Annotated in this window: 14 protein-coding genes; 11 read left to right on the forward strand and 3 right to left on the reverse strand. The window is 71.3% G+C overall.

Annotated elements, in window-relative coordinates; translation table 11 throughout:
• Positions 1 to 84: 84 nt before the first annotated feature.
• The 6 genes from KY661_RS03055 to KY661_RS03080 all read left to right on the forward strand — a co-directional run bounded on the left by KY661_RS03055 (position 85) and on the right by KY661_RS03080 (position 11,637).
• Positions 85 to 4,425 (forward strand): DEAD/DEAH box helicase, encoded by a 4,341-nt coding sequence (locus KY661_RS03055; RefSeq protein WP_225408752.1) that lies wholly within the window; start codon positions 85 to 87, stop codon positions 4,423 to 4,425.
• 78 nt (positions 4,426 to 4,503) lie between these two features.
• A complete protein-coding gene (locus tag KY661_RS03060; RefSeq protein WP_225408753.1) occupies positions 4,504 to 7,020 on the forward strand; it encodes a S8 family serine peptidase in 2,517 nt (838 codons plus the stop codon).
• Positions 7,021 to 7,120: 100 nt separating this feature from the next.
• The gene (locus tag KY661_RS03065; RefSeq protein WP_225408754.1) at positions 7,121 to 7,789 is read left to right on the forward strand and encodes a biliverdin-producing heme oxygenase; all 669 of its coding nucleotides are present in this window, start codon (positions 7,121 to 7,123) and stop codon (positions 7,787 to 7,789) included.
• Positions 7,770 to 10,013 (forward strand): ATP-binding protein, encoded by a 2,244-nt coding sequence (locus KY661_RS03070; protein WP_225408755.1) that lies wholly within the window; start codon positions 7,770 to 7,772, stop codon positions 10,011 to 10,013. Before KY661_RS03065 ends, KY661_RS03070 begins: the two co-directional genes overlap by 20 nt.
• Positions 10,013 to 10,453 carry a response regulator gene (locus KY661_RS03075; protein WP_225408756.1) on the forward strand — a complete coding sequence of 147 codons (441 nt, stop codon included), beginning with the start codon at positions 10,013 to 10,015 and terminating at the stop codon, positions 10,451 to 10,453. Before KY661_RS03070 ends, KY661_RS03075 begins: the two co-directional genes overlap by 1 nt.
• On the forward strand, positions 10,450 to 11,637 hold the full coding sequence (locus tag KY661_RS03080; RefSeq protein WP_225408757.1) for an ATP-binding response regulator: 1,188 nt from the start codon (positions 10,450 to 10,452) through the stop codon (positions 11,635 to 11,637). The genes KY661_RS03075 and KY661_RS03080 overlap by 4 nt, the downstream gene beginning before the upstream one ends.
• Positions 11,638 to 11,644: 7 nt before the next feature.
• On the opposite strand, the gene KY661_RS03085 is transcribed toward KY661_RS03080, so the two are convergent.
• Positions 11,645 to 12,208, reverse strand: coding sequence for a DUF420 domain-containing protein (locus tag KY661_RS03085; RefSeq protein WP_225408758.1), 564 nt, complete (start codon positions 12,206 to 12,208; stop codon positions 11,645 to 11,647).
• A gap of 154 nt (positions 12,209 to 12,362) precedes the next feature.
• Here KY661_RS03085 and KY661_RS03090 point away from each other — a divergent pair, with 154 nt between their 5' ends.
• The 5 genes from KY661_RS03090 to KY661_RS03110 are packed head-to-tail and all read left to right on the forward strand — an operon-like array spanning position 12,363 to position 21,778.
• Positions 12,363 to 14,375: a DUF1585 domain-containing protein gene (locus KY661_RS03090; protein WP_317987206.1), complete on the forward strand. Its 2,013-nt coding sequence runs from the start codon at positions 12,363 to 12,365 to the stop codon at positions 14,373 to 14,375.
• Entirely contained in the window at positions 14,375 to 15,058 is a 684-nt protein-coding gene (locus KY661_RS03095) for a hypothetical protein (protein ID WP_225408759.1), read from the forward strand. Before KY661_RS03090 ends, KY661_RS03095 begins: the two co-directional genes overlap by 1 nt.
• Positions 15,059 to 15,076: 18 nt before the next feature.
• Entirely contained in the window at positions 15,077 to 16,459 is a 1,383-nt protein-coding gene (locus KY661_RS03100) for a DUF1501 domain-containing protein (RefSeq protein WP_225408760.1), read from the forward strand.
• Between the two features lie 10 nt (positions 16,460 to 16,469).
• The gene (locus KY661_RS03105; protein ID WP_398577129.1) at positions 16,470 to 18,023 is read left to right on the forward strand and encodes a hypothetical protein; all 1,554 of its coding nucleotides are present in this window, start codon (positions 16,470 to 16,472) and stop codon (positions 18,021 to 18,023) included.
• 17 nt (positions 18,024 to 18,040) lie between these two features.
• Complete coding sequence (locus KY661_RS03110) at positions 18,041 to 21,778, forward strand: FG-GAP-like repeat-containing protein (protein ID WP_225408762.1); 3,738 nt, start codon at positions 18,041 to 18,043, stop codon at positions 21,776 to 21,778.
• Between the two features lie 12 nt (positions 21,779 to 21,790).
• Here KY661_RS03110 and ligD read toward each other — a convergent pair whose 3' ends face one another.
• Both ligD and KY661_RS03120 read right to left on the reverse strand, forming a co-directional pair.
• Positions 21,791 to 24,286, reverse strand: coding sequence for a DNA ligase D (gene ligD, locus KY661_RS03115; RefSeq protein WP_225408763.1), 2,496 nt, complete (start codon positions 24,284 to 24,286; stop codon positions 21,791 to 21,793).
• 81 nt (positions 24,287 to 24,367) lie between these two features.
• Positions 24,368 to 24,676, reverse strand: coding sequence for a hypothetical protein (locus KY661_RS03120; protein WP_075009687.1), 309 nt, complete (start codon positions 24,674 to 24,676; stop codon positions 24,368 to 24,370).
• Between the last annotated feature and the right edge of the window lie 131 nt (positions 24,677 to 24,807).

The following is a 24,807-nucleotide window of genomic DNA, read 5'->3' on the forward strand; positions in this document are numbered from 1 at the left end:
AGCGCTCCAGGCTGACCCTTCCGGGGACACAGGCCGTGCGTTGACGGGCGCCTGCACCTGTGTTCAGGCTCATGCGTGAGCGCCATGGCCCCGCAAATCTCCATCGACTTCCTGGCTGCCCCGGCGGCCCACCCCGCGTTGGAGCCGTTCCACCCCGTCGTGCAGCGCTGGTTCACCGAGCGGCTGGGAGAGCCCTCGCGGCCCCAGGTGGAGGGCTGGCCCCTCATCCAGGGCGGCTCGGACGTCCTCATCGCCGCGCCCACTGGCAGCGGCAAGACGCTCACCGCCTTCCTGGCCGCGCTGGACATGCTCTTCCGCCAGGCGCTGGAGGGCACGCTCCTGGACGCCACCCAGGTGCTGTACGTGTCGCCGCTCAAGGCGCTGGGCAACGACGTGCAGAAGAACCTCCTCCAGCCACTGGAGGAACTGCTGGCGCGGGCGCGCGCGGAGGGCTACCGGCCCCAGGAGCTGCGCGTGCAGGTGCGCACGGGCGACACCTCCGCCTCCGAGCGGGCGCGGATGCTGCGCCGCCCCCCGCACATCCTCATCACCACGCCGGAGTCCATCTACCTCTACCTCACCGCGGACCGGGCCCGGAGCACGCTGCGCTCGGTGCACACCGTCATCGTGGATGAAATCCACGCGCTGGCGCGGGACAAGCGCGGCAGCCACTTCGCGCTCTCCATGGAGCGGCTCAAGGCGCTCACCCTGGTGCGCCCGCAGCTCATCGGCCTGTCGGCCACGCAGAAGCCGCTGGACCAGATCGCCCGCTTCCTCACCGGCGCCACGCTGGAGGAGTGCCGGCGCGTGGAGGTGGGGCACCAGCGGCCGTGGGAGCTGACGGTCGAGATTCCGGACGAGGAGCTGGGCTCGATCGCCACCCACGAGATGTGGGGCCAGATTTATGACCGGCTGGTGCAGCTCACCACCACGCACCGCACCACGCTCATCTTCGTGAACACGCGGCGGCTGGCCGAGCGCGTGGCGCATGACCTGGGGGAGCGGCTGGGCCACGACAAGGTGGCCGCGCACCACGGTAGCATGTCCCGGGAGATCCGCCTCGCGGCGGAGGAGCGGCTGAAGTCGGGCCAGCTCTCGGCGATGGTGGCCACCGCGTCGCTGGAGCTGGGCATCGACGTGGGCAACGTGGACATGGTGGTGCAACTGGGCAGCACGCGCGCCATCTCCGTGCTGCTCCAGCGCGTGGGCCGCGCGGGCCACTACAAGGGCGGCATCTCCAAGGGCATCCTCTTCGCGATGACGCGCGACGAGCTGATGGAGTGCGCCGCGTTGCTCAACGCCGTGCGCGAGGGCGACCTGGACGCGGTGCGCATGCCGGAGAAGCCGCTGGACGTGCTGGCGCAGCAGATCGTCGCCGCGTGCGCGTGCGAGGAGTGGGACGAGCGCGCCCTGTTCTCCATCTTCCAGCGGGCCCATCCGTACCGGGAGCTGACCTGGGAGGAGTACCAGGCGGTGCTGGAGATGCTCTCCGAGGGCGTGGCGCTGCGCCGGGGCCGCAGCGGGGTGCACCTGCACCGGGACCGGGTGAACCACCGGCTGAAGGCCCGGCGCGGGGTGCGCATCACCGCGCTGACCAACGGCGGCGCCATCCCGGACACCTTCACCTTCTCCGTCACCGCCGAGCCCGAGGGCAAGGTGGTGGGCCAGCTCGACGAGGACTTCGCGGTGGAGTCCTCCCCCGGGGACATCTTCCTGCTGGGCTCCACGGCGTGGCGCATCCAGCGCGTCATCGGCAGCACGGTGCAGGTGGAGGACGCGAAGGGCGCCCCGCCCAACGTGCCCTTCTGGCGCGGCGAGGCCCCGGGACGCACCGACGAGCTGTCGCTCCAAGTGGGCCGGCTGCGCGAGGAGCTGCTGCGGCACGAGAACCCGGCCTCCTTCCTCCAGAAGGAGCTGCGCATGTCCGCCCCAGCGGTGGACGCGCTCCTGGGCTACCTGCGGCTGGGGCAGAAGATGCTGGGCGTGGTGCCCAGCCACACCACCGTGGTGGCCGAGCGCTTCTTCGATGAGGCGGGCGGCATGCAGCTCATCATCCACGCGCCCTTCGGCAGCCGCATCAACCGGGCCTGGGGCATGGCGCTGCGCAAGAGCTTCTGCCGCTCGTTCGACTTCGAGCTGCAGGCGGCGGCCACCGAGGACGGCATCCTCCTGTCCCTGGGAGACCAGCACTCGTTCCCCCTGGCGGACATCTTCGACTTCGTCCACCCGGACCGCGCCGAGGAGGTGCTGACCCAGGCCATCCTCCAGGCGCCCATCTTCGGCACCCGCTTCCGGTGGAACGCCACGCGCTCGCTGGCGCTCAACCGCTTCATGGGCGGCAAGCGCGTGGCGCCCAACCTCCAGCGCGCCCGGAGCGAGGACCTGCTGGCCTCCGTCTTCCCCGCGCAGGTGGGCTGCCAGGACAACCATGGCGGCGGGGACATCGAGCTGCCGGACCATCCGCTGGTGAACCAGACGATGGGCGACTGCCTGCACGAGGCCATGGACATCAACGGCCTGCGCGAGGTGCTGCGCCGCATGAAGGACGGGCGCATCCGCCTGGAGGCGCGGGACGTGCCGGAGCCCAGCGTCTTCGCGCACCAGATGATCCACAGCATGCCCTACACCTTCCTGGACGACGCGCCGGCGGAGGAGCGGCGGGTGCGCAACGTGGCGCTGCGCCGGTCGATGCCGGCCGAGGACGCCGCGTCCTTCGGCTCGCTGGACGCGGACGCCATCGCCCAGGTGGTGGAGGACGCGGCGCCGCCCATGCGGGACGCGGACGAGCTGCACGATGCGCTGCTCCAGCTCGTGCTGCTGCGCGCCGCCGAGGTGCCCCGGGGGCTGGAGGTGCCGCTCTTCCAGCAGGGCCGCGTGGCGTGGCTGGAGCGCCCGGGTGGGCGCTTCCTGGTAGCCGCCGAGCGGGGCAGTGCCATCCGGGCCCTCTTCCCGGACGCGGCGCCGCAGCCGCCGCTGCCCGTGCTGGAGCATGACCGGCCCATGGAGCGCGAGGCCGCCACGCTCCAGGTGGTGCGCGGCTACATGGAGATGCTGGGGCCCACCACGGCGGGGGAGCTGGCCCAGCTCGTGCTCCTGAGCGAGTCCGACGTGAACATGGCCCTGCACCAGCTGGAGAGCTCGGGCAACGTGCTGCGCGGGCAGTACCGGCCGCTGCTCACCCCGCGCTCGCCGGACGCGCCGCCGCCGCTCGAGTGGTGCGACCGGCGCCTGCTCCAGCGCATCCACCGCCTCACGGTGGGGCGGCTGCGCAAGGAAATCGAGCCGCTGAGCGCGCAGGACTTCATGCGCTTCCTCTTCCGGTGGCACCACCTGGAGGAACTGGACGCGCTGCGCGGCTCTACCGGCCTGCTCAAGGCCATTGGTTTGCTTCAGGGCTACGAGGCCCCGGCCTCCTCCTGGGAGCGTTTCCTGCTGCCCGCGCGCATGAAGGGCTATACGCCGGACCTGCTGGAGCGCGTCTGCTACGAGGGCGGGGTGGCGTGGGGTCGGCTCACGGTGAAGGACGCCAAGCCCCCGCCCGGGCCTCGCCGGGGCGCCCCGGTGCCCCCGCCGGAGCCCGAGGCCCCCCGGACGCGCGCCCCGCAGCCCACGCGCAACGCGAGCCTCACCTTCGCCCGCCGGGAGAACCTGGACTGGATGCTGGCCGCCGCGCGTCCCCATGCGGTGCTGTCGGACGGCGGGGTGTGGCTGCCCGCGGACCTGTCCGCCGCGGCGCGTGACGTGGTGGCGGTGCTGGAGCAGCGCGGGGCGTGCTTCTTCAACGACCTGGTGTCCCGCGCGCGCCGCCTGCCGGCCGAAGTCGAAGACGCATTGTGGGAGCTCGTGGCGCGCGGGCTCGTCACGGCCGACGCGGTGCAGAACCTGCGCGTGTTGCAGAGCCCGGCCCAGCGCCGGCGCCAGAAGCTGCTGCAGCGCGGGGGCCCGGGGCGCTGGAGCCTGCTGGTGCCCTCCGAGCCCAAGCCCGCGGAGGAGGTGACCGACTCGCTGGCCCGCCTGTTCCTCCAGCGCTACGGCATCGTCTGGAGAGACCTGGTGATACGCGAGGCGCTCTCGCCGAGCTGGCGTGAGCTGCTGTTCGTGTACCGGCGCATGGAGGCGCGCGGGGAGGTGCGCGGGGGCCGCTTCGTGTCGGGCTTCGTGGGCGAGCAGTTCGCGCTGCCGGAGGCGGTGGACGTGGCGCGGGCGGTGCGCCGGCACGCGCCCTCGGGCGTGCGGGTGCAACTGTCTGCGGTGGATCCGCTCAACCTCACGGGCGTGGTGACGCCAGGCCCCCGGGTGCCCGCCACGGTGGGCAACGTGGTGACGTGGGTGGACGGGATTCCCCAGGGAGTCGATGCCCTGGCGGAGGAAGGGGGCGAGGACTCGGAGGGCGAAGAGGACGAGGGCCAGGCAGCCGCGGGTTGAGGAGCGCCAAGGAAGCGGCACATGGCACCTTCAAGGCTGCTAGGGTCCATGCCCTTCCAACCGGAGGGGAACCTGCGCATGCGCCGTCTGCTCATCTTGGGGTTGTTGCTGCTCACCGCTTGTGAGAGTTCAGGGGATCCGGAGGATCCCAACAAGGGGCGGATTCAGGGCCAGCTCAGCCCATTCCAGGGCTCCACGGCCTCCGCGGGGAGTTCCTCCGCGTGTCCCGCGGTGCTCCAGGGCGAGGAGGGGCGCAAGCTCGCCCAGGCCTTCTCCCGCGCCTTCGCCCAGAAGCGGCAGCAGCTCAAGGCCGCCGCCCAGGGGCTGACGAGCCCGGAGCTGCCCATCCTCATGCCCCGCGCGGGCAAGGAGGCCCTGGCGCGGCTGCCCCAGGAGGAGCCCTCGCTGGAGGGTGAGGTGCTCGTCCGCCTGGAAGAGGCGGGCCTGGATGAGAAGGCGGCGCTGGAGCGGGTGCAGCGGCCCGGCTACCGCGCGGTGCACAAGGGGTTCGCCAGTGAATTCATCCACGTGATTGCCTACGAGCCGCTGGATGGCCACATGACGACGCTGGCCGAGACGGGCCGGCTCGTGGCGCAGGTGGGGAAGCTGCCCGGGGTGCGCTTCGCGGAGAAGAACCTTCGCATGCACGCCTTCAAGGCGCCGAATGACAAGGCCTACGGCTTCCAGTGGCACTACCCCTCGCTCAACCTGCCGTCCGCGTGGGACGTGCAGACGAACGAGAGCAGCCCGGTGGTGGTGGCCGTCATCGATACCGGCATCCGCGCCCACCCGGATCTCCAGGGGCAGGTGCTTCCCGGCTACGACATGATCTCCGATACCTCCAACGCGGGGGACGGCAACGGGCGCGACAACAATCCCAACGACGAGGGCGAGGACGAGCCCGGCGGCGGCTCCTCGTGGCATGGCACGCACGTGGCCGGCACCATCGGGGCGTCCACCAACAACCAGAACGGCGTGGCCGGCGTGTCCTGGGGCGCGAAAATCCTCCCGGTGCGCGCGCTCGGACGGCTCGGAGGCTCCAGCGCGGACATCGTCGCGGCGATGACCTGGGCGGCGGGAGGCACCGTGACGGGCGTGCCGGCAAACCCCAACCCCGCAAAGGTCGTCAACTTGAGCCTGGGCGGGGCCTCGCCGCCGCAGAAGGCGTACCAGGACGTCATCGACGCCTTCCCCAACACCATCTTCGTCATCGCCGCGGGCAACGAGAACGTGAATGCCAGCAACACCACGCCGTGCAACCAGCAGAACGTCATCTGCGTGGGCTCGACGAACTTCGCCGGCAAGCGCAGCAGCTTCTCCAACTTCGGCCCCGCCGTGGACGTGATGGCCAGTGGCGGGGAGATGCGCGAGGACCTCAACGGCGACGGCTACGCGGACGGCGTGCTGTCCACGTCCTTCGACGAGAAGGGCGAGCCGGCGTACGTCTTCAACCAGGGCACCAGCATGGCCTCGCCGCACGTGGCGGGCGTGGTGGCGCTGATGGCCCGCCTGTCCCCCAACCTGTCCCGCGCCCAGGCCGAGAGCCTGCTGAAGAGCACGGCCAGCACGAGCAGCCAGTGCAACGAGGGCTGTGGCGCGGGGCTGGTGAACGCCCTCTCGGCGCTCAAGCGGCTCCAGGGTGGCAGCCAGAATGATCCGCCGGTGCTGGGCATCACCGCCTCGCAGCTGTCCTTCCAGGGCAGTGGCTCGCAGCAGCTCGTCATCTCCAACCTGGGGGGCGGCACGCTCCAGGCGTCGGTGGCGGTCTCGGGGCCGCAGGCCTCCGCGGTGTCGCTCTCCCCCAGTGCGGTGTCCGTGCCGGCCTACGGCTCGGACGCGGTGACGGTGACGGTGAACGCCGCGGGGCTCGCCAATGGCGAGTACTCGGCCACGCTCACCGTGACGAGCGCCACCGGGGCGGGCAACGCCACGGTGACGGTGCGGATCCGCGTGGGCGCGCGCGAGGACAAGGACGCGTTCATCGGCTTCGCGTGGCAGGACCGCACGGGCGAGTGGCAGGTGGACGATGCGGCCGTGGCGGAGGTCCGGGTCGCCCGGAACTACCAGTACGCCATCGACCTGGTGCCGCATGAGTACTACGCCCTGGCGACCATCGACGATGACGAGGACGGCACGTTCTTCGAGGACACCGACCGCTCGGGCTTCTGGCGGAACGTGGACGCCTTCGAGGGCATTCCGTTGGAGGCCGGGCAGACGGTGACGGGGATCGACTTCGACCTGGTGCCGCTGGCGCCCATCGGCGATGACGCGCCGGAGCCGAATCCGGAGACGGACGTGGGGCTCCCGTGTGACTCCAGCGCGGACTGTCCGGGCGCAGGCCGGTGCAACACGAACTACCTGGGGGGCTACTGCACGTACGACTGTTCCACCAGCCAGTCGTGCCCCGCGGGCTCCGAGTGCTTCAACGGCTCCTGCCACGCCAAGTGCACGGGCCCCGATGAGGGGCAGAGCTCCTGCCGGAGCGACTACGTGTGCTACGACGACAACACGGGCATGGGCCTGTGCCTGCCGGACTGCCGCGAGATGCCGAACCTCTGCCGCCTCGGCTGCGACGCCCGGGGCTACTGCCTGTAAGGAAGCGGCCCGGCCCAGGGGACGTCCCTCGTGAGGACGTCTTCTGGCGCTTGGCCAGGACCTTTGTCCTCCCACGGTAGCTGGTGGACACTTCCAGGAGATGACGGTTTCCTTGGGGGGGGGGCGGGAGCATCCTCCGAAACGCTTGCCTTCGAATCCTGCGAATCTTCTTCAGCGGTTGAAGTTGGAAACACGGCCTCACCACGAGCGGGCCGAGCGAACGGTGCGCTTCCTGGATCCGGCCCTCACGCCAGCGGAGTACCGCCGTCACCTCGAGGCGCTCTGGGGGCTGCATGCGCCCCTGGAGGAACGGCTCGCCGAGGTGCTCGCGGGGCCCGTCCCCGCCCTGCGCATCGGGGAGCGCCGCAGGGTGCCCTGGCTGGCGGAGGATCTCCGGGCGCTGGGCCATGACACGGAGTCCCTGGCGAAGCTCGCCCGGGCCACGTGGTTGCCGCCGCTGCCCGGGGTGCCCGAGGCGCTCGGCTGCTGCTACGTGCTGGAGGGCTCCACGCTGGGAGGCCAGGTCATCCTGCGCCACCTCCAGCGCCACTTCGAGGGCGTGCCGGTGGGCCCCTTCGCGTTCCTGCGCGCTTACGGCGACCAGACCGGCCCCATGTGGCGGGCCCTGGGAGAGGCCCTCACCCAGGCCTCGGACGAGGCCGCCTCGGAATCGTTCGACGCGCGCGTGGTGAAGGGCGCGCAGGACACCTTCGACGCGTTCGTGGCGTGGCTCGCGCAGGAGGCGGCGAATGCGCCCGTCCGTCTCTGAGCTCGAGCTGAGCCAGTGTGACCGCGAGCCCATCCACCTGCTGGGTGGGATTCAGGCCTACGGGGTGCTGCTCGCGTTCCGGGGGCCAGACCGGCGCCTGGAGGTGGTGAGCGCCAACACCCAGGCGCTGCTGGGGCGCCCGCCCGAGGCGCTGCTGGGCAAGCCCGCCGCCCAGGTGCTGCCCGCGGAGCTGTGGGCCCAGTGGGAGCTGCTGGCCGCCCGGGGCGCGCTGCGGGTGGCGTTGCCCTCGGGGCCCTACCGGGCGCTGCTGCACGAGAGCGATGGGCTGACGGTCCTGGAGCTGGAGCCCGCGGAGCCGCAGCCGGACATGGAGGAGACGGCGCTGGAGCTGGTCCGGCGGCTGGTCTCTCCGCTGGCCGGCGCGAAGGGCACGCGGGAGCTGCTCCAGACGGCGGCCAACACGGTGCGGGCCCTCACGGGCTTCGACCGGGTGATGGTGTACCGCTTCGACGCGGACTGGCACGGCGAGGTGCTGGCCGAGAGCAAACGGGAGGGCATGGACGGCTTTCTCGGCATGCACTTTCCGGCCACGGACATCCCCGTGCAGGCGCGGGCGCTCTACACCCGCAACCCGCTGCGGCTGATCGCCGACGCGCGCGCCCGTCCCGTGCCGCTGGTGCCCTCGGTGGTGCCGGAGCTGGGCCGCCCGTTGGATCTCTCCGGCTCGGCGCTGCGCAGCGTCTCCCCGATTCACCTGGAGTACCTGCGCAACATGGGCGTGGAGGCCTCCTTCTCGCTGTCGCTGCTCAAGGACGGGGCGCTCTGGGGGCTCATCGCCTGCCACCACCTGGCGCCCCTGCACCTCTCCTACGAGCGGCGCCGGGCCTGCGAGGTGCTCACCCAGTTGCTCGCGCTGCAGCTCTCCTCCGAGGAGCGGGCGGCGGAGGCCGCCGAGAACTCCCACCGCGCCGCGCTCCTGGGCCCGCTCGCCACCGCCCTGGGGGCGGGCGGGACGCTGGAGGAGGTGCTGGAGAAGGAGGGCGCCCGGGTGCTGGAGCTCACCGGGGCCACCGGCGCCGCGCTGCTGCTGGGCGGCGAGCCGCTGCTCGTGGGGCGCACGCCCAGCCTGGACGAGGTGGAGGCGCTGGCGGCCTGGTTGGCCTCGCAGCCCTTCCAGACGTCCTTCCACACCGAGCGGCTGGGGGCCCTCTATCCGCCCCTGGCCGCGCGCGCGGACGTGGCGGCCGGCCTGCTCGCGGTGCGGCTGGCGCCGGCGTCCTCGCGGCTGGCGCTCTGGTTCCGTCCGGAGGCGGTGCGCACCATTTCCTGGGCGGGCAACCCGCGCAAGCCCGCCGAGCCCGAGCCGGGCCACGCGCGGCTGCACCCCCGGGGCTCGTTCCAGGCCTGGGAGGAGACCGTCCGCGAGACGAGCCCGGCCTGGAAGCGCGCGGACCTGGCCGCGGCGGAGGGCTTTCGCAGCGCGCTCATCGGCGTGGTGTTGCGCCAGGCGGTGGAGCTGGAGCGCCTCTCCGAGGCCCTGAGCCGCTCCAACGCGGAGCTGGATGCGTTCGGCCACACCGTGGCGCATGACCTCAAGGAGCCCCTGCGGGGCATCCAGCAGTACGCGGGCTTCGTGATGGAGGACTACCACGGCGCGCTCGGCCCGGAGGGCCGGGGGCACATGGAGTCGCTGATATGGCTCGCGCAGCGCTCCGGGGACATGCTGGATGGGCTCTTCGAGTACAGCCGCGCGGGCCGCGTGGACCTGGCCTGGGGCGAGGTGGACATGCAGTCCGTGGTGGACGAGGTGCTCGCCACCTTGTCCTCCCGGTTCCAGGCAGAGAAGCTCACCGTGCGCATGCCACGCCGCTTGCCCACCGTGCGGTGTGACGGTGTCCGCATCGCCCAGGTGTGGGCCAACCTCCTGGTGAACGCGGCCAAATATCAGGAGGGCTCGGAGCGTTGGGTGGAAGCCGGTTTTCATGGCCCCGGCGAACCGCGGCCCGGTGCCGCGGGGCGTTATCCCTCTGCCTATGTGTTCTACGTGAAAGACCCGGGTATCGGCATCGCCCCCCCATTCCACGAAGCCATCTTCGAGATGTTCCGCCGGTTGCACGCCGCCAAGGCGTACGGCGGGGGGACAGGGGTGGGGCTGACCATCGCGCGCCGGTTGGTTCAACTGCACGGCGGAGCCCTGTGGGTGGACTCCGCACCGAAGCAGGGCGCGACCTTCTATTTCACGCTTGGCCGAGGACCTGGTTGATGGCGCGTCCGCTCTTGTTGGTGGAGGACAGTGATTCGGATGCGGAGGCCCTGTTCCGGCTGTCCCGGCAACTGCCGCTGAGCCCGCCCATCATCCGCGTCCACAGCGGCGAGAGCGCGCTGGACTTCCTCCACCGGCGGGGCGAACACGTGAACGCGCTGCGTCCCTCGCTCGTGCTGTTGGATCTGCACCTGCCGGGCATCGGGGGCCGGGAAGTGCTCGCCGACCTCAAGGCGGACCCCGAACTGCGCTCCATCCCCGTCATCATCTTCTCCTCCTCGGAGGAACCGGCGGATGTGGAGGGGGCGTACGCGAGCGGGGCCAACAGCTACCTGCACAAGCCGCCCGGGGGCCTCCGGCTCCAGACCGCGGCGCAGGCCCTCCAGGCCTTCTGGTTCACGGCCGCCATCTTACCTGGCGACAGGGAGCCGCCGCAGTGAGCGTCCGCGTCCTCCAGGTGGATGACAGCGCCGCTGATCAGATGGTGGTCCGCCGCGCGTTGGAGCGGGATCCCGACACGCGCTGGGCGGTGGAGCAGTTCTCCAACGCGGAGGAGGCGCTGGAGCGCGCCACCGCGTCCGTGCCCGACGTGGTGCTGATGGACTTCCACCTGCCCGGCATGAATGGCGTGGAGCTGCTGCGCGCCCTGCGGGAGCGGTGTACGGGGCAGGTCCCGGCCTGCGTGCTGCTCACCGGCACGGGCAACGAGCGCCTGGCGGTGGAGGCCATGAAGTCCGGGGCGCAGGACTACCTCGTCAAGGGGTCCTTCACGCCGGAGCGCCTGCGCCACTGCCTGCGCGCGGCGCTGGAGACGGTGCGGCTGGAGCGGGCGCTGGAGGAGCGGCGCCTTCAGGCCGAGCGCGCCGAGCGGGCCGCGCGCGAGGCCCTGGCCGTCCGGGACGAGCTGTTCGCCCTGGCCACGCATGACCTCAAGGGCCCGCTGCAGATCATCACCCTCAACGCCCAGTTCCTGCGCCTCAAGATGCCGGCCGCGAGCCTGACGCCCTCGCTGGACGCGCGGCTCACCAGCATCAGCCACGCGGCGATGCGCATGGGGGAGCTCATCGACCACTTCCTCATCGCCACCCGGGGCCAGGAGCAGATGCTGCGCCGCGAGCCCGTGGACCTGCTGACCCTGGTGAACACCAAGGTGCGCGAGCTGGAGAGCACCTCCACCCGCCATGTCTTCCACCTGAGCGTGGAGGGCAGGGACTTCACCGGCAACTGGGACTCCACGAGCCTGGAGCGGGTGCTGGACAACCTGCTGAGCAACGCCGTGAAGTACAGCCCCGCCGGGGGCAGCATCCTCGTGACGCTGGCCGAGGGGGCCGCTCAGCCGGAGCGCCAGGTGCTGCTGCGCGTGGAGGACTCCGGGCTGGGCATCCCCGAGAAGGACCTGCCCCACGTGTTCGAGCGCTTCCACCGGGCCAGCAACGTGCCGGATACCATCGCGGGCTCCGGGGTGGGGCTGGCGAGCGTGCGCCGGCTGGTGGAGCTGCACGGCGGCACCATCGAGGTGAAGAGCCAGCAGGGCCAGGGCGCGGCCTTCACCGTGCTGCTGCCTCAGGACGTGAGCACGGGCTCCCCTGAGTCCGGCGAGGGCCCGGCGCACGACGCGCGCTGAAGCCCCCTCAGGGCACGGCGGGCAGGCTGCCGCGCAGCATGAAGTAGACCACCACGCCCGTCACCGACACATACAGCCAGATGGGGGCCAGCCACCGCGTCACCTTGCGGTGCCGCAGGAACGCCTTGCGCCAGGCGAAGTAGAAGGACATCAGCGCCATGGGCAGCACGGGGATGGACAGCAGCACGTGGCTGGCGAGGATCGCCAGGTACACCGTGCGCAGCGGCCCCGTGCCCGCGTAGCGCGTGTCCCCGTGCACGTAGTGGTACGCCAGATACCCCACCAGGAAGAGCGCCGAGGAGGCGAACGCGGACACCATGAGGTACTGGTGCACCCGCTGCGCCTGGCGCCGGATGGCCACCCACCCGGCCAGCAGCAGGCTCGCCGAGAGCGTGTTGAGGCTCGCGTTCACCGCCGGCATGAAGCGCAGATCCACGCTCGTGTCCCCGCCCCGGCGGATGAGCAGCAGGTACCCCAGCAGCGACAGCGCCGCCACGGAGACCACCCCCGTGAAGACGTAGAAGGTTCGGTCCGTGAGACGCGACGTGGGGGCGGGAGCAACGTTCGACATGCCCCCTGAATGTCTTGAAACATGCAGGCTTGCAACCTCTCCCCCCGGTGTGGGCTGCTCTCCCACAGTCGTAAAAGTGCAGGGCAATAGTAAAAACTCGTAATTCCGGGTACCGTTCACTGCGAGTCATTACGCACCCCCTTGGAGGTTCCCCTTGCCCCGCGCGCGTCGCTGCTTCACCGCCCTCGCGGCCCTGGCCTTGCTGATGGCGGTGGCGCCTGCGGCCTCGGCCGAGGAGGCGGTTTGTGGTCCGGTGGAGCAGGTTCCCCTGCAGCGGCACCTGCGCCAGCTGTCCCTGGACCTGCTGGGCCGACCGCCCACCATCGACGAGTACCAGGCCATCGAGGCCCAGGGCGCCATCGGTGCCGAGGACATCCAGCAGATGATGAACTCGGAAGAGTTCTACCTGCGGATGCGTGGCTTTCACCGCGCGCTGCTGCGCTCGAACATCCGCTCGAGCGTCAACGACAACGGGGACTACCGGGTGCAGGGCACCGGGGCGGTGAACAACCCCTTCGGCATGCGCGGCAACACCGCCACCGGGCTCCGGGGCGTCAACGGCCAGGCGTGTGACGGCTACATCGAGCAGTCCGAGTGCAACAGCACCCAGCAGGATCCGCACGCGGAGCCGGCCTCCAAGAAGTGCGCGGACGAGCGGGGCGTGCCGCTGCCGGTGAGCTACGACTACGACACGAACTACTTCGCCTGCACGCGGCTGGACGCCACGGATGCGTCCGTCACCTCGTGCGAGGTGGCGGTGACCAAGGGCCTGGTGCCCGCCAAGCGGCTGTATTTCTGCGACATGCGGCGGCTGAGCGACGGCAAGCTCCACCCGCATTACTGCGTGCCGGACCCGGCCAAGAACACCACGGGCGCGCTGACGCAGGAGGAGCTGGACGGCTCGGGCAAGGTGGTGGCCTTCCTTCACCCCAATCCGCCCGACAGCCGGGCGCTGGCGCGGCTGGACCGCTGCACGCTGGAGCCCACGCTGCGCAACGGCGTGAAGGGCAGCTACGCGGCCCCGCGCGGCTGCATCCAGCGCGAGGGCTACCTGATGAAGCCCCTGCCGTTCTTCCCGGTGAGCCCCGCGGCGGAGCAGGCCGGCAAGGTGGCCGTGTGCGCCTATGACGCGCAGGAGCGGGACGTGAACCCGTGGACGCTGGAGTCCTGCGAGACGTCCCGCTTCGCCGCGGACCGCAGCTGCGGCTGCGGCGCGAAGATGCGCCGCTGCGGCGTGGCGGACGCGTACGCCAACACCTACAACGCCCGCACCGACGCCTTCAACGCGGAGCCGGAGCTCATCGCCGACTCGGTGATTCGCAACAACGAGCCCTACTACAACCTCCTCACCACGCGCCGCTCGTTCGTGAACGGCACCCTGTCCGAGTTCTACCGGCAGCGCCAGGGCGTGGGCGTCTTCAACGTCACGGCCCCCGCGCCCCTGGAGGCGGTGCCGGCCATCGCCTACAACCAGCAGGACACCTGGCAGGAGTACACGCGCAGCGCGTTCCACTCCGGCGTGCTCACCACCCCGGCGTTCCTCTACCGCTTCCCCACACAGCGCGCGCGCGTGAGCGAGTTCTACGAGGCCTTCCTCTGCAAGACGTTCGTGCCGTCGAAGGACCCGCTGCCCCCGCCGGAGGACCCCAGCCACCGCGACAACAACCTCGCCCGGCGCGCCGGGTGCAACTACTGCCACGCCACCATCGAGCCCACGGGCGCGCACTGGGGCCGCTTCGACGAGCGCAACTCGCTGTTCCTCTCCCCGGAGCGCTACCCGCGCTCGGATCCGAAGTGCAAGGAGTGCGCCCTCAGGGGGGACACCTCGTGCGGCGGCGAGTGCGGCGCCTACGTGATGCAGGCCTTCGACGAGGAGGGGGCCAACTCGCTCGGCATGCTCAAGACGTACCTGTACCGCACCGAGTCCGAGGAGCCGAACATCGAGGGCGGCCCGTCGCTGCTGGTGCAGCGCATGATGCAGACAGGCGACATGGAGCGCTGCACCGTGAAGCGCATGTGGCACGAGTTCCTGGGCCGGCCCATGACGGCGCAGGAGCAGGCGCTGTACCTCGAGTCCCTGGCCCAGAACTTCGCCAGCAACCACCACAGCCTGAAGTCTCTCATCGAGACGCTGCTGATGACCGATGCCTACCGGAGGATCGACTGATGCGCCGCTACGTCGCCCTCGCGCTGCTCGCGCTGGCCCCCGCCTGTTCCAACACCGAAGAGAAGGTGCCCCTTCCGCCGCCTGAAGAGGGGCAGCTGGAGCCCATTCCCCCCGGCCATGGGGAAGGGGGCGGAGGCGGAGGCGGTGGGGTGATGCCCCTGCCGGATCCCGAGGCGCAAGAAGGCTCGGTGGGCCGGGCGCCCCGGCGCCTCACCGTGGCCCAGCTCAAGACGTCCATCCAGACGGCGGTGGGCCGTTCCTGGGACGAGCTCGAGGCGCTGGCGCCGTCGCTGGGCCGCGCGGACTACGCCAACATCGTCACGGAGAACATCGAGCCCAACCTCGTCTTCGCCAAGTTCATGGAGGATGGCGCGCGCAAGGTGTGCCTGGACCAGGCCTCCGCGGAGCTGGCCCAGCCGGACCCCAGTGCCCGCGTGCTCAGCCGCACCGTGCCGGGCTCCATGAAGGACATGAAGGCGCTCAACGACGCGCAGGTGGAGCAGCTGCTCGGCTACCTGTCCACGCGGTTCTGGGGCGCGCCGCTGCCGGGCGAGGAGCTGCCCAAGTGGAAGCGGCTCTTCACCCAGGCCTCCGCCCGGGCCCTGACCCTCAAGAAGCCGGACCAGGCGTTCGCCGTGGTCTGTATCGCGATGATGACGGACTCGCGCTTCATCACCTACTGACCCCCGGGGACCTCGACCATGAAGAAGAACCCAACGCCCCCCAGTCCTGGCCGCCGCAACCTGCTCAAGGCCGCCGCCGGCTTCATGGGCGCCAGCCTCTTCGGCGGCCTGCCCTTCCGCGCGTTCGCCCAGGCGTCGGACCTGGCCGCCCCGGACCGCTGCTTCATCTTCGTGTACTTCAACGGCGGCTGGGATCAGCTGCTGGCGTTCGATCCCAAGGACCCGGACATCTTCACCCCGGAGCGGGTCACCAGCACGCAGATCCTCCCCGGCTACAACCTCATCAATGACTCGCGCTTCGAGTCCCGGCCGCTGGTGCCGGAGAAGAACGGCGTCCAGTCGAACATCCACTTCGGCCCCGCGGTGGGCCGGCTGTCGAACCACTTCGACCTGATGACGGTGGTGCGCGGCATCAACATGAACACGCTGGGCCACGAGGTGGGCTACCGCTACTTCCTCACCGGCAAGCAGCCCATCGGCAGCGCGGCGCGCGGCTCGTCCACCGCCACGGAGATCGTCGGGCAGTTCAAGCCCGCGGTGCCCATCCCCTCGGTGGCCTACAACATCGAGACGTACAACGACCGCTACCCCGGCCAGGCCAACGCCCTCCGGGTGAGCCGCTCGGCGGACCTGCTGCTGACGCTCTCGCCCAGCTCCCGCACGCTGGACAGCGAAATCGAGAAGGAGCTGGTGGACCTGCGCGGCCAGCCCATCTCCTGCGAGGCGGCGGCCTACGGGGCGCGCGGCGTGGGAACAGCGTACGCCACGAGCCAGGACCAGATGCGCTCGGTGCTCTCCAACCGGCTGGACAACGCCTTCCGCTTCGAGCGGCCCGAGCACGCGGAGCTGCGGCAGAAGTACGGCCTGGCGGGCTCGGGGCCCTACGACAACGAGGCGGGCCGCGCGGCGCTGGTGGCCACCGCGCTCAAGAAGGGCATCAGCCAGTGCGTCACCATCAACATGACCGGTGGCCTGGACACGCACTTCGGCACTCAGCTCACGCACGCCAACAACCAGCGCCGCGGCTTCGACGCGCTGGCCACGCTTGTGGACGACCTCCGGGCAAGCAACCATCCGGCGGGCGGCAACTTCATGGACCACACCACCATCATGGTGTTCTCCGAGTTCTCCCGCACGCCGACCATCAACACCTCCGGTGGGCGTGACCACCACCTGACCAACAGCTGCCTGCTCATGGGGGCAGGGGTGAAGCACAACTTCGTGCTGGGCCGCAGCGGGGACATCGGCATGTCGCCGGGCACGTTTGACCTTCGGACCGGAGCATCGGATCCTAACGGGGAAAACATCCTGCCGGAGCACGTCATCGCCACGGTGCTGGCTTCGGCGAACCTCGACTACAGCATCACCCGGGTGGAGCCGCTGAGGACCATCCTGGCCTGACCGGAAGCAGATGAAGATGACAGCCTTCTCGCGGGAGAAGGAGGGAGTGAAGGCCGCCCTTCCCCTCCTTCTCGTTCTGGCAGCTGCCGCAGGTGTGGGCGGCTGTTCATCCTCCTCCTCCCTGCCGCTGGAGCGGCCCCGGCCCATGGCCTTCCAGGCGGTCCAGGCGCACGCGGCGCAGGCGCTGGCGCCGGGCTCGGGCTTCGCGGATCAATCCGGCGGTGGCGTCTTCGTCACCGTGGCGGGCGAGGCGGTGCGGCTGCGGCTGGACGGCACCCGCGCCCAACTGGTGAGCCACCCGGGCAACCCTGTGGCGCCCGGCCGCGTGCGCGCGGTGTTCCGCACCGGGCCCCGCACAGCGCTGGTGGAGGCGGAGCAGGGGCTGTTCATCGCCGACTCGGGCTGGATGATCGCCCCGCCCTGGCGGCAGAGGCTGGGGCCCGGGCTGCTGGCCTCGGCGCAGACGGCCGACGGGGCGGTGTGGCTGGCGCATACCTCGGGGCTGTACCGCATGTCGGGCGGGCAGCTCACCGCGCTCAAGGTGGGGGACGCGGCCCTGACGGGCATCACCTCGATGGCGGCGGCGCCCGCGGTGGAGGATGCGGCGCCGGGCCTGTGGCTGCTGCGCGATGGCCAGCCCTATGTGGCGGTGGCGCTCTCGGCCAGCGTGCACCAGGTGCGCCCGGCGGAGATTCCCCTGGAGGAGAACGAGTCGCTGCTGTCCCTGGCCTCGCTGGAGGCCTCGAAGGAGCAGGGCGCCGAGCTGTGGGCGCTCACTACCGAGCGGCTGCTGCGCTTCAAGAACCGGCGCTGGTCGCGGGTGGAGTTCCCCCAGAAGCCCGCGCAGCTCCTGGCCGCGGGCCGCTTCCTGTGGGTGAAGTCCAGCGACCAGCTGCTCGCCTATGACGCGGACGCGGACCGCTGGGGCGAGGCCATGGGCCTGGACATGCGCGAGTTCCGCTTCCTGGCGGCCGACGAGAGCGGCTGCGCCTGGGTGCTGCTCGGGGGCCAGGCCGCCTCGCTGAGCTGGGGCGCGGTGGCGCGCGTGAACGGGCTGTACCAGGGGCAGAAGGTGGTGGCCGACGGGCTGGTGGTGCGCGCCATTCCGCCGGTGGGCCCCGAGCCCTCGGCCCTGCTCTTCCAGCTGGGTGGCACGGACATCCTCTCGGAGGGGCCCACCTACAGCCTGGGCGGCTCCGAGTCGGATGGCACCCCGCGGGCCTTCTCCTTCGCGTCGCTGGAGCCCGGCATGCACTCGCTGAGCGTGGTGGCGCGCTTCCTGGATGGGACGGAGACGCGCCGGGTGGTGCACTTCGATTACCAGCCGGTGGGCACCGCGGTGCTCGGCTGGGCGCAGGACATCCGCTCCATCCACGAGTCGCGGTGCGCCCAGTGCCACGTCTCGGGCCCGGGCCGGCCGCTCGCCACGTATGAGCAGTGGAAGGAGAACGCCGAGCGCATCGTCAAGGCGGTGCGCGACCAGCGCATGCCGGCCGATGGCCCGCTGGATCCACAGCTCATCAACACCATTCAGCGCTGGGCGTCGTCTGGCGCCAATCCCTGAGGCTTCGAGGTCAACGCATGCCGTCCCGACTGCTCTTCCGCGCGGTGCCCCTCGCCGCGCTCCTGACCCTGGCCTGCGCCGCTGAAGAGGACGAGCTGCCGCCCCTGCAGGATCCGCCCGTGTTGGACCCCTGCGAGGGCCTGAGCCCGCTGTCGCTCACGGTGTCGCCCGTCCAGGTGCGCGTCTCCCAGCCGGTGTCCCTCACGGCCCGGGGAGGCAGCGGCGCGTACCGCTTCCGGGCCGAGCCCGGTGGCTCGGGAGGCCAGGTCGTCGGCGGCACCTTCGTCGCGGGGCCGACGCCCGCCACGGACACGCTCGTGGTGGAGGATGCGCGGTGCTCGGGAAGGGCCGAGGGCGCGCAGGTGGGCGATGCGCGGGCCACGGTCGAGGTGCTGGCGGCGTTCGACGTGTCCCCGGGGCGCGCCATGGTGCGCCCGGGCACCTCCTTCCAGGTCCGCACCGAGGGGATGATTGGCACCGCCGAGTTCACGCTGGTGAGCAGCCAGGCGGGCAGCACGCTGTCGGCCACGGGCCTCTACAAGGCGGGCACGGGGCAGGGCATCGACCAGCTCCGCGTGCGCGACAGCCAGATGGGCAACGTGGCCCTGCTCGAGTTCGAGGTGAACAAGGACGCGAAGCTGCGCTCCAGCCCGCAGGTGCTGGCGCTGCCCGCGGGCTCCTCCGCGAAGCTGAACGCCACCGGGGGCAGTGACCGGGTGGTATGGACGAAGCTGTCCGGCCCGGGCACGGTGTCCGGCAGCCGCATCCAGATCGATCCCGGCGCCCGGGAGCCGGTGCTGCTGGAGGCCTCGGATCCCTTCACCGGGGACAAGGCCCAGGTCTCCATCCGGGTGATGGAGGAGCTGACGCGCCCGTCGCAGGCCCACGGGCGCCTCACGGACGTGGCGGCCATCGTCTCCGCGGACTTCGACGGGGACGGCCACGAGGACGTGGCGGTGGGCCGGCGCGAGAGCGACCTGAGCCGGCCCTCGGGCGGCGCGGTGTTCATCTACCGGGGCAGTGCCTCGGGGCTGCCCCGCGAGCCCACCTGGGTGCTCACGGGCCTGACGGACACGGCGAGCTTCGGCGAGACGCTGGCGGCGGGAGACCTGGACGGGGACCAGCGCGCGGACCTGGTGGTGGGCTCGCCGGGCGCGGACATCACCGGCGCGGACTCGGGCGCGGTGTACCTGTACCGCTGGGGCGCCACGGGCCCGGAGCAGATGCGCGCACCGCTGACGAGCGTCACGCGCGGCGGGGTGTTCAGCGCGGGCCTGGCCCTGGCGGACGCCGACGGGGATGGGGACCTGGACATCTTCGCCAGCGCCCCCGCGGGGGACCTGGCCGCCTCCTCGGCGGTGAGCCGCCGCGGCGTGGTGGACATCTTCACGCTGACGCCAGGCAAGCCGGTGCCAGACCTGCCGTCGATGCGGCTGGGCGGGAATGACTTGGCGAAGGACGGCGCGACGATGTCGCGCAGCAACACGGACTTCGGCCGGTCGCTGGTGGTGGCGGACCTCAACGGGGATGGGCGCGTGGACGTGGCGGCCCAGAGCAAGGTGTCCCGGTACAACTCGGATGGCTCCGTGTCCGCCACGGTGCTCACGGCCGTCTCGGTGCACTTCGGGCGGGCGGACGGGCTGCGCTTCCAGGCCATCCCGGATGTGTACGTGATGCCCTCCAACACGGCGGACACCAACGAGGGCACCTGGCGCCTGGACGCGGTGGCCGCGGAAGGCGGCCGTCCGCCGCTGCTGATGGTGGTGATGGACCGGGCGAACTCGCCGGACCTGAGCGCCAGCGGCGGGCTGAAGTCGGGCGCGGACTCCGGCGGGGTGCTGTTCTTCGATCTCTCCGCCTTCCAGCCCACGGGGGAGCCCCCGGTGAAGCCCGTGCAGATGGCCCGGGGCGAGGCCTACGCGCAGATTTATGGTGAGGCGGCCAGCATCGTCGCGGGCCGGAGCTGGGCGGTGGTGGACGTGGACGGCCAGCCGGGGCCCGAGCTGGTGCTCGGCGCGCCTTACGCCACGGCGCCCGGGAACCCCACCCTGGCCAACGCGGGCCGACTGCTGGCGTACCCGCTGGCCACGCTCACGAAGGGCAGCATCCTCAACAGGCCCCTGTCGGTACTCCACGGGCAGAACGCCCTGGATGTGCTGGGCGTGGGGCTGGCGCCGTGGAAGGGCCCAGCGGGACAGGCGCTGGTGGCCTTCTCGGGCCGCTCCACCTCCGAGGCGGGTGCTTTCGTGGGCCGCGTGGAGTCCTTCTCCCGCGTGGGGGCTTCGCTGTCTGAGTGGACGCGCCAGGCCCACCTGGTGCCGGCCAAGCCCGCCGTGGAGCGCTTCGGCGAGGTGGTGGCGGCGGCGGTGGGGGCGAACAACCGGACGATGGCGCTGGTGGGCATGCCGGGCTACGCCGGGGCCGCCAACAGCGGCAACGACTTTGGCTCGGGCCGCGCGTACGTGTACGACGTGACGCGGAAGACGGCGGCCACGCTCGTGGCCGAAGGGGCCACCGCGCCCCTGACGAACGGGCGCAACGTGGGCACGGACGTCGCGTTCACGGACTTCAACGGGGATGGCCGGGCGGACCTGGTGGTGGGCTCGCCCGCCCTGTCCGTGCCGGGCAGCACGCAGACGGCGGAGCTGGCCGTGTACGCCACGGCCCCCAAGGCCGGCTGCGTCACCTCGGGCAACCAGCCCGTGGGCGGGCTCCTCGTGTCGCTGGGCCAGACGGACGGCTCCTTCAAGGATGCCTACCGGCTGTGGGCGCCGCGGGTGCTGAGCGGCTGCACGCCGGAGACGGACGGGCGGTGCCAGCGCAGCCAGATTGGCCGCGGCCTGGTGGGCGGCTTCGACTTCAACGGGGACGGCAAGAAGGACATCGGCGCCATGCGCAACAACGGCTTCGAGGTCTTCCTGGGCCGGGCCCCGGACGACGCCTCGCTCGCGAAGCTGTCCATGGGGTGCGATCCGGTCTACTCCACGCCGCCCTCCTCGGTGCGGCAGACCTCGGCGCCGGCGGCGCTGGGAGACCTGAACGGGGACGGCTGTGACGAGATTGCCTGGCGCTACACGGAGTCGGGCCGCTCGGGCGTCATCATCCTGCTGGGCTACGAGCCCGCGGGAGGCCGGTGCGGGGGCCGTGCGGCGGCCTCCTGGGTGCGCGTGGCCGCGGACGCGGAGGTGGGCACCAACAACCTGGGGCTCGGCGTGGCGACGGCGCGCGCGGGCAACTTCCTGAACGACAAGGTGGACCGGGTGGCCATCAGCGCCACGAGCGTCCCCTTCGACGGGGTGACGCAGCCCGTGGTGTTCCTGTTCGAGACGCCGGATCTGCTGGCGGGCATACCCACCTCGGGCGAGAAGCTGATGAATGCCCTGGGGAACGCCGAGCCCCCGGTGACGCTGGTGCACCAGTCGCGCGCGGTGAACTTCGGGGCCGCGATGGTGGGCGGCAAGGACTGGACGGGCGATGGCATCCCGGACCTCATCGTCAGCGCGCCCGGGGCCTCGGTGGCCTCGGACGGTGGCGGGGCGGTGTTCCTCTACGCCGGCGGCGCCCAGTCCAAGGGGGCGCTCACGCCCTGGATGGTCGCCGTGGGGGACGTGAGCGAGCGCTCCAACCTCGGGCAGGATCTCGCGCTGTCGCCTGGCGCGAGCGGGGTGCCGCCGGTGCTCGTCATCGGAGCACCGAACAGCTACCGCACGGGAACCCAGAACGGCACGGCGTTCAGCCTGACCCTGACGCCCTGAGCGGCCCCGGCCTCACTCGAGCGTCTGGGTGCCCTGGAGTGCCTGCGCGAACAGGTCCCCCACGGCATCCAGCCGCTTCGCCAGCGTCTTCAGGTTGAAGCGCAGGGGGTCCAGCTTCCGCGTCACCTCGCTCCACTTGAGCGGGGCGGAGAAGGGGGCCCCGTCGATGGCGCGAAGCGAGTAGGGCGCCACCACGGTCTTTCCCCGGCCGTTCTGGCCCACGTCCAGGTAGAGCCGCCCGCGGCGCTTCTGGATGCTGCGCTCGGTGGTGGCGATGCTGCCCAGCTCCGCCTCCAGCTCGGCGGCGATCCGCTCCGAGAACCGTTGGGTCTGGGCGTAGGTGTGCCCGGGCGCCAGGGGAACCAGGACGTGCAGCCCGCGCTTGCCCGAGGTCTTCGGCAGGCTCTCCAGCCCGAGCGCCTCCAGCTTCTCGCGCAGGAGGCGGGCCACGGTGAGCAGGTCCTCCCAGCCGCCCTTGCCGGGATCCAGATCGAACACCACCCAGTCGGGCTGCGCGAGCTTCGGCGCATGGCTGGACCAGACGTGCAGGGTGAGCGCGGACTGGTTGGCGAGCCACAGCAGCGCATCCACGTTCTGCACGTGCACGTGCCGCAGCGTCTTCTCCTCGTGCTTCACGCGCAATGTGGGCAGCCACTCGGGCATGCCGGACAGCTCGTGCCGGAAGAAGCCCGGGGCCTGGATGCCCACGGGCCACTGCTGCACGGCGAGGGGCCGGTTCGCCAGCACCGGCAGGAGCAGGGGCGCCGCCTCGCGGTAGTAATCGAACACGTCCTGCTTGGTGAGCCCGTCCTCGGGGAAGAGCACCCGGTCCCCGTGGGTCAGCCGCGCCATCCCGGTGTCCTCCGCGGGGGGCGCCTTCGGAGCGGCCGCGCGCGTGGAGCGGGCCGCGAGCGCCTGGGGGGCGCGGCGTGCGCCCGAGGTGCGTGGGGCCTTGGCGGTGGCCTGGGGCTTCTCGCGCACCACCTCCTCTGGCTTCTTGTCCGTGCGCAGGCCCTGGAAGACCGGGTGCCGCAGCCGGCCATCGGCGGTCCACTCGGTGAACTGGAGCTGGGCCACGTACTTGGGCTTGACCCAGACGGCGCCCGCGCGGGCCTTCGCGTCCACCGCGGCGGGGGTCTTGACGCGCTGCCGGTCGAGCAGGGCGCGCAGCTCCCGCCGCGTCTTCGAGGTGAAGCCGGTGCCCACCTTGCCCACGTCGTGGTAGCCGTCCGGCCCGTGCACGCCCACCAGCAGCGCGCCGATCTCTTCCTTCGCCCGCTCGTTCTTGATGGGCAGGTAGCCGAGGATGACGGCCTCCTGGCCTGCCTGGACCTTGAGCTTCAGCCAGTCGCCGGAGCGTGAGCCCACGTAGGCCGAGCCCTTGCGCTTGGCGATGAGCCCCTCCCAGCCCCGGCGCCGGGCCTCCGCGAGCGCCTTGTCTCCGGGCAGCTCCAGGCGCTCGGAGAGCTGGACCGGCGGCTTCACGCCCGCGAGCAACTGCTCCAGCAGCTCGCGCCGGGCCTCCAGGGGCCGTTGCCGCAGGTCCTCTCCGTCCAGCCACAGCAGATCGAAGACGACGAAGCGTTGCTCCGCGCCGCTGCCCTGTTGCAGGAGCTGGAAGCGGGAGCGGCCCTCGGCATCCAGGGCGACAATCTCGCCATCCAGGACGGCCTCGGTAACGCGCAGCCCGCGCAGGGCCTCGGCAATCCGCGGGAACCGGGCGGCCAGGTCATTGCCGTTGCGGCTGTCGAGCGTCAGCGTGCCGGAGGACAGGGCGGCCAGGGCACGGAAGCCGTCGTACTTCACCTCATAGAGGTGGGTGGCATCATCGGCCTGCTCGGGAACGGAGAGCTGGGCGAGCATGGGAGGCCACACCCGCTGGAGGAGCTGCTCCACGGGCAGGGGGCCCTGCTTCCGCGCGGCCTTGCGCACGGGCCCTCGCGTGGCGCTTCGGCCGGACTTCACGGACTCGGGGTGCTCGGCGGTGACGTCGTAGTCCGGGTTCGCCTCGCCATCCACCGCCTTGAAGCACAGCCACTGGGCCTTCTTGCCGCGGGGCTTCGTGCGGATGAGGTGCCAGCGGCCCTTGAGCTTCTCGCCGTGGAGCTGCACCGTGAGGTGGCCCTTCTGGCGCTGGGCGTGGGCCTCCCCGGGCGGCACGGTCTCGTAGGTGCCGCGGTCCCACAGCAGGGAGTCTCCGCCGCCGTACTCCCCCTCGGGGATGCGCCCCTCGAACCCGGCGTAGGCCAGCGGGTGGTCTTCCGTCTCCACCGCGAGCCGCTTCGTCTTCGGGTCGAAGCTGGGCCCCTTGGGCAGCGCCCAACTGGCCAGCGCGCCGTCGATCTCCAGGCGCAAGTCGTAGTGGAGCCGGGTGGCATCGTGCTTGTGCACGACGAAGATGGGCGGCTCGCCCGGTGAGCGAGGGGCTTCGGCCTCGGGCTCGGGCTCGGAGGTCTTCTGGAAGTCGCGCTTGGCGCGGTAGGTCTGGAGAGAGCGTGGGCTTTTCACCTACCCACAATTCGCACCGTCCGGCTCCGGTGCAATCACCCCGTCCCCGGCGAGGAGACGGGAGTGATGCGGGCCCCCGGCTCAGCTCAGGGGCAGCGGCGACGGGTGTTTCAGCTCGTCCACGGACTTGAGGGCGGTCACCAGCTGGGTGGGGCCGGTGCGCTCCACCTGCTGGGAGTCATCCAGCGTCTTCACGATCTTGTTGTAGGTGCCCAGGATGAGCAGGGTGGGCGCCCACTGGCCCACGAAGTTGGCCCAGGACTTCCGGTTGAGCACCATCAGGGTGGCGCTCACGGCCATCGCGCCGATGGCCAGCCCCAGGAAGCTGACGGAGGGAACCTTCTTCGTCACCTGCTCGATGCTCGTCGTGGCCACGTCTTCATTCTTCATGGCTTGACCCCTTTGGGTTGCGGTGTGCCGGTGAAGGTGCGCACTGCGTCAGGGCCTGCATCCGGCGGCCTCTTGCTTGCTCTCCTGCCGGGAAAGGGCGCGATGGCGCTTCGCGTCATGACGGGCTTGGC

This window comes from Allostigmatella hybrida (genome assembly GCF_020103775.1).
Lineage (GTDB): Bacteria > Myxococcota > Myxococcia > Myxococcales > Myxococcaceae > Hyalangium > Hyalangium aurantiaca.